Genomic DNA, 5,631 nt, shown 5'->3' on the forward strand with positions numbered 1-5,631 from the left:
GCTGCGTGAAGGCAGACTGATGAAATCACCAATCGGGTCGCCCGGGAGCACCGCGTGGCTGCGCGAACGATAACCATGACGTGACAGCGCGACGATGCGGCTACGATGCCCATTGCGGTCCAGCGTGGCAATGATATCCGCCGACGTCAATCCAGTGCCGACTACGAGCACTTGGTCGTCGCGGCCGATCGCTTGCAGCCCTCCGAGATCATAGGGATTGGCCACCAGCCGGGCAGCAGCAGCCACAGACCGCAGGGCCGATGGCAAGGCCGGTGGCGGATGCGTCGCCGCAATCACTAGGGCGTCGGCTGCGAGCGTCCTTCCATCAGCGAGAATCAGGATGTAGCCCTGGCCACTAAGCTCGACTGACGCGACGGCGGACCTGACATGACGGATCACTTTGCCGAACAGAAAGGGTTGGAGATAAGATTCCACGTAGCGCCCGAAAACGCGTCGTTGTGGGTAGAGTGCTCCATTTGCGGCAATAGCCTCGGCATCGTCGAGAATCGCGCCGGTCTGCTCCAGCCAATCGGCAAAGTGGCTGTCCTGGCCGGAGATCAGCGTCATTCTCGACGCCGGCACATTGATGCGGTGTGAAGGATCGGCCGTCGAGTAGGCCAGACCATAGCCGAGCCCCTCTCTGGGCTCGACGACCACGATATCGGCAGCACCGGCGGGCAGCAGCCGCGCAAGATGAAACGCGGTCGCCGCACCGGAAAAGCCGCCACCGATGATGGCTACGACCGGTCCCCTGCCCAAGTCTCTGGCGCTCAAGACTGACTCGCGCGCAGTGCCGAAGGCCGATGGTCGCCGGCCACCGTTTCGCCGAACGGTCCCATGTTCACTGCCGTCGGGCGCGTCGAGATTTCATGATCGAGCGGCAACAACGGCAACACCAGTTCGCCAAACCGATAGGCCTCCTCCAGATGCGGATAGCCGGACAGGATAAAGCTATCGATGCCAATGCGCCGGTATTCGTCGATCCGTTCCGCAACTGTCGCCGCATCGCCGACCAGGGCGGTGCCGGCGCCGCCGCGCACCAGGCCAACGCCAGCCCACAGGTTCGGACTGATTTCGAGCTTGTCGCGGCGGCCGCCATGAAGCCGGCTCATGCGCGACTGGCCGACGGAATCCATGCGCGCGAAAACCTTCTGCGCCTCGGTTATCGTGTTGTCGTCCAGGCGGCTGATCAGGCGGTCGGTCGGCCCAGGCCTCATGATTGGTCTCGCGGACGATGACATGCAGCCGGATGCCGAAGGTCACCTGGCGCCCGGCTTTCTCGGCAAGACCGCGCACATGGGCAATCTTTGCCGCGACGTCCGCCGGCGGTTCGCCCCAGGTCAAATATTTGTCGATCTGTTCGGCGGCGACCGCGTTAGCGGCATCGGACGAGCCGCCGAAATAGAGCGGCGGATGTGGCGTCTGCACGGGCGGAAACAGTAGGCGACCGTCCTCGATACGGAAGTGCTTGCCTGCGAACGCTACGGTCTCGCCGCGAAGCACCGCCTTGTAGATGTCGAGGAATTCCCGCGTCACCTCATAGCGCTCGTCATGGCTGAGGAAGATGCCGTCGCCCTTGTTCTCGACCGGATCCCCGCCGGTGACGACGTTGATGAGCAGCCGTCCGCTGGAAATGCGGTCGAGCGTCGAGGTCATGCGCGCGGCTAGCGTCGGCGATTGCAGGCCCGGCCGGACGGCGACAAGGAAGCGAAGCCGCTGCGTCAGCGGTGCCAGCGCCGACGCCACGACCCAGCTATCTTCGCAACTGCGTCCTGTCGGCAGCAGCGCGCCATAGTAGCCGATGGCATCGGCGGCTTTCGCGACTTGGGTGAGATAGGGCAAGTCGACCGCCCTGCCCCCCTCTGAGGTGCCGAGATAGCGGCTGTCGCCATGAGTCGGCAGAAACCACAGGACCTTGATCCTGTCGGGAGTGGCAATGCTCATGAATGGTCCTCTGTGATTTGGAGGCGCTTCGCTCAGCTCCAGGCATGGAGCGGCGGATTTACGTCGTTGAGGTAGTAGTTGCCGAGGATCGCGTATTTCCAGCGCACCGGATCGTGCAGCGTGTGGGTGCGGGCGTTGCGCCAGTGCCGGTGGAGATTGTGCTCGGCCAGCGTCGAGCGTGTGCCGGCGAGCTCGAACAGCTTGTTCGTGGCAATGATGGCGATCTCTGTCGTGAGGATCTTGGATTCGGCAACCGCGATCTGCGCTTCCGCGACGGTCTTCTCGTTCGGGTCGGCCACGGCGCGATCGACCGCAAGCCCGGCCCTTTCCAGAACCGCCTCTGCCGCTTTGGCCCGCAGGCGAAGGTCGCCAATCGCCTGGATCGTATAAGGATCCTGCCAGGCATGATCGACGCCGCTGTCGATCCAGGCGCGCGACTTGGTGCGCACGAAGCCGACAGTCTCGTCGATCGCCGCCTTGGCGATGCCGAGATCGACCGCGGCCTGGATGATCTGGAAGATGGCGCCGTCGGCCGTCGGCCTGTCATAGCCCTTGTAGCCGGGGACAAGATGCGTTTTGGGCACCTTGACATTGTCGAGCAGGACCGTGCCGGACAAAGTCGTCTTCTGTCCGAAGCTCGACCAGTCGTCGATCACCGTCAGTCCGGGCGCGCCGCGATCGGCGATGGCATACCAGGCGCGCCCCTCGTCATCGAGCGCCACGATCGGAACCAGAGGGGCAAGCAGAGCACCGCTCGAATAGAATTTCTGGCCGTTGACCACGACATGGTGGCCGGCGTCGACGAACTTTGTCTCGAAGTCGGCCGCGCGCTTGGAGCCGAACTCGGAGAACGCGTTGCCGAAGCGCGTGCCGGACAGCACCTCAGCGAAAAGCAGCTTCTTCTGCGCCTCGTCGGAGACGGTGCGGATAGCGGCGACGACGCCAAGATGGTTCTGCGGAATCTGGCCGAGCGACGGATCGGCCGCCGAGATGATGCTGATCACTTTCGACAGGGTCACATAGGAGAGCTCCGGCCCGCCATAGGCTTTCGGCACGTTGATCGACCACAGGCCGCTCTGCGAAAACGCATCGAGCTCTTCCTTCGGCCAGATGCGTTCACGATCCCGCTTGGAGGCATCCCTGGCGAATTCGGCGGCGAGTTTTTCGGCGACAGCGATTGCCTCGGCATCGGCCTTGATCACATGCGCCTTGGCAGAGGGTCGTTCGACCGGCGGGACGGCACTGCGGCTATCCGACGCCTGCCTGGATTGGATGGTCATGCTGCTGTCTCCTTGGGAAAATGTTTCGGTGGAAGCGGCGCGCCGCCGAGGTAGTAGGGTTTGATATCGGTGCGCTGGCGCAAGTCGGCAGCCGATCCTTCCAGCACGCTGACGCCGTTCTCGAGCACGGTGGCGCGGTCGGCGTATTTCAGCGCGACCGCCGAATTCTGTTCGGCAACGAGGATCGAAAGGCCTTCGTCGCGGTTGAGCCGTTTCAGGGCGCTGAAGATCTCGTCGACGATCAGCGGTGCCAGCCCCATCGACGGCTCGTCCAGAACAAAGAGTTTCGGCCGCGACATCAGACCCCGGCCGATAGCCGTCATCTGCTGCTCGCCCCCGGAAGTGAGGCCGGACCGGGTTCGCCGCTTCTCGGCGAGCCTTGGGAAAAGTGAATAGACACGATCGAGGTCGGCCTTGACGCCCGTGCGAGAGGACGAGCGTCCGAGCGCGCCGGTGAAGAGGTTCTCTTCGACCGTCAGCGAGCGGAAGCAATGCCGGCCCTCGAGGAATTGGACAAGGCCGCTGCGGACTAGGTGCGAGGGGCTTGCCCTTGAAACATCCTCGCCACCGAAGGTGATCCGACCGGCGGTAATGGCGCCGCGCTCAGCCGGAAGGAGATTGGATACGGCGCGCAGCAGTGTCGTCTTGCCGGCACCGTTGGAGCCGAGCAGCGCGACGATCTCGCCCCTGCCAACCAACAAGTCGACGCCGTGTAGGGCGGCGATGGCGCCGTTGTAGACAGCTTCCACGCTGCTAACTGACAGTATCGGGTATTCCGGGATGGACATCGATGACTCCGCTCGGGAAGGTGGATGGCGCGGCCGGCCAGATTTGTCGGCCGCACCATACCAAATTCAGTTGCTGACCACCGCGTCGGCGTCCTCGGCCGTGCGGATCTTGATGCCCTTTTCCTTGGCAACGCCTCGGACGACTTCTCGATGATCGGACGCAGCAGCTTCCAGTCGGGAGCGATCCAGTCGGAGACGACATTCCACTTCTTGCCGTCCCATTGCTGGAAGGTCACGTAGCCGTCACCCTCGTGATTGTCCCAGGAGACGTTGATCGAGTGGAACAGGTCCTTGGCGCCGAGTGCCTCGACGCGCGCCGGATCGAGCTTGAGATGCTCGAAGCCCCAACGCACTTCGTCGCCGGTCAGCGTGCGGTTGCCGAACTTGGCCTGTGCGATGCGGACCGCCTCGACATTGAGGATGCCATTGACGATGCCGAGATTGTGGTAGACCGAGCCGATGCGGCTTTTGTCCTCGAGATTGCCTTTGCCGTCGCCGTAGACCGTTTTGACGATCTCCTGGACCACCGGATATCGCTCACCCGAGGCCTGGGTGGTGATGGCCGTATAGCCCTTGGCGGCATCGCCGGCGGGGATGACATCCTCTTCGGAATTCGACCAGACATTGCCTATGATGTGATCGGCCGGGAAGCCTGTCTTCTGCGCGGTCTTCAAGGCGACGGGGTTCATCACGCCCCAGCCGCGCAGCACGACATAGTCAGGATGCTCGCGCCGGATGGTCAGCCACTGCGCCTGCTGCTCGTTGCCGGGATGCGGCACCTCGATCTGCGACAGCTCGAAGCCGTATTTCTGCGACAGCAGCTCATAGATCGGGATCGTCTCCTTCCCATAGGGCGAGCCGTGATAGAGCACGACGATGTTCTTGCCCTTGAGCTTGTCGAGGCCTCCTTCCTTGGACGCGATGTAGTTCACGATGCCGGAGGTCTCGCTGTAAGGATTGAGCAGCAGCGGGAAGACGTAAGGGAACACCCGCCCGTCGGTCGTGTCTGTGCGGCCGTGGTTGATGGTGATCAGCGGCACCTTGTCGTCGGTGATGCGATCGATCATGGCATAGGCGATGCCGACCGAGAGTGGATTCCAGGCAGCGATCCCGGGATTGCTCTTCAACCGTTCATACACCTCGACGCCCTTCTCGACCTCATATTGCGTCTCGCCTTCGCTCCAGGCCAGCTTGACGCCATTGACGCCGCCGTCGCGGATGTTGATCAGGTTGAGATAGTCGATGAAGCCACCGAAAAAGCCGGTTCCGCCGGCCGCATACGGACCGACACGGTAGCTCTGCAGGGGAAAGTATTGTTCTTCGGCGTGAACCGCCGTCGCGCCGAGCACGAAGGCCGTGGCGATCGCCGCTTTTCTTAGGTGACTGAAGAAGGTCATTGCTTACGTCTCCTGATGGGTTGGTCCGAGCGGAGGAGGAAGTTGAGCGGCAATCAGCTGGACCTTGAGCCGATCCGTCGTTTGAGGCGGTCGAAGAGGGCCGACAGCCCGCTCGGTCCGCGATGAGGAAGATGATGATAAGGGCGCCGAGCACGATGCGCTGGCTCATGTCGAGAACGCCCGAATCGAACAGGCCGCCGAACAGGAAGGCGCCGAGCCGGG

The 5,631-nt window shown here is 63.0% G+C and carries 4 protein-coding genes and 3 pseudogenes; all 7 read right to left on the reverse strand.

The genetic code is table 11. From position 1 onward, the window contains the following. The coding region (locus EN738_RS29765; RefSeq protein WP_148669473.1) for an FAD/NAD(P)-binding protein at positions 1-774 on the reverse strand (774 nt) is incomplete at its 3' end. Continuing rightward, positions 771-1,241 (reverse strand): LLM class flavin-dependent oxidoreductase, encoded by a 471-nt coding sequence (locus EN738_RS36965; protein WP_348629116.1) that lies wholly within the window; start codon positions 1,239-1,241, stop codon positions 771-773. The genes EN738_RS36965 and EN738_RS29765, both read right to left, overlap by 4 nt. After that, positions 1,150-1,944 (reverse strand): annotated as a pseudogene (locus EN738_RS29770) (LLM class flavin-dependent oxidoreductase); the annotation flags it as partial. The gene EN738_RS36965 and the pseudogene EN738_RS29770, both read right to left, overlap by 92 nt. Positions 1,945-1,976: 32 nt before the next feature. Further along, complete coding sequence (locus EN738_RS29775) at positions 1,977-3,224, reverse strand: SfnB family sulfur acquisition oxidoreductase (protein WP_126038002.1); 1,248 nt, start codon at positions 3,222-3,224, stop codon at positions 1,977-1,979. Beyond that, positions 3,221-4,012 carry an ABC transporter ATP-binding protein gene (locus tag EN738_RS29780; RefSeq protein WP_127286762.1) on the reverse strand — a complete coding sequence of 264 codons (792 nt, stop codon included), beginning with the start codon at positions 4,010-4,012 and terminating at the stop codon, positions 3,221-3,223. The genes EN738_RS29775 and EN738_RS29780 overlap by 4 nt, the downstream gene beginning before the upstream one ends. A gap of 66 nt (positions 4,013-4,078) precedes the next feature. Continuing rightward, a pseudogene (locus EN738_RS29785) lies at positions 4,079-5,409 on the reverse strand (ABC transporter substrate-binding protein). Between the two features lie 53 nt (positions 5,410-5,462). Further along, positions 5,463-5,631, reverse strand: a pseudogene (locus tag EN738_RS36510) (branched-chain amino acid ABC transporter permease); the annotation flags it as partial.

The sequence above is a fragment of the Mesorhizobium sp. M4B.F.Ca.ET.017.02.2.1 genome (genome assembly GCF_003998955.1).
GTDB classification, from domain to species: domain Bacteria; phylum Pseudomonadota; class Alphaproteobacteria; order Rhizobiales; family Rhizobiaceae; genus Mesorhizobium; species Mesorhizobium abyssinicae.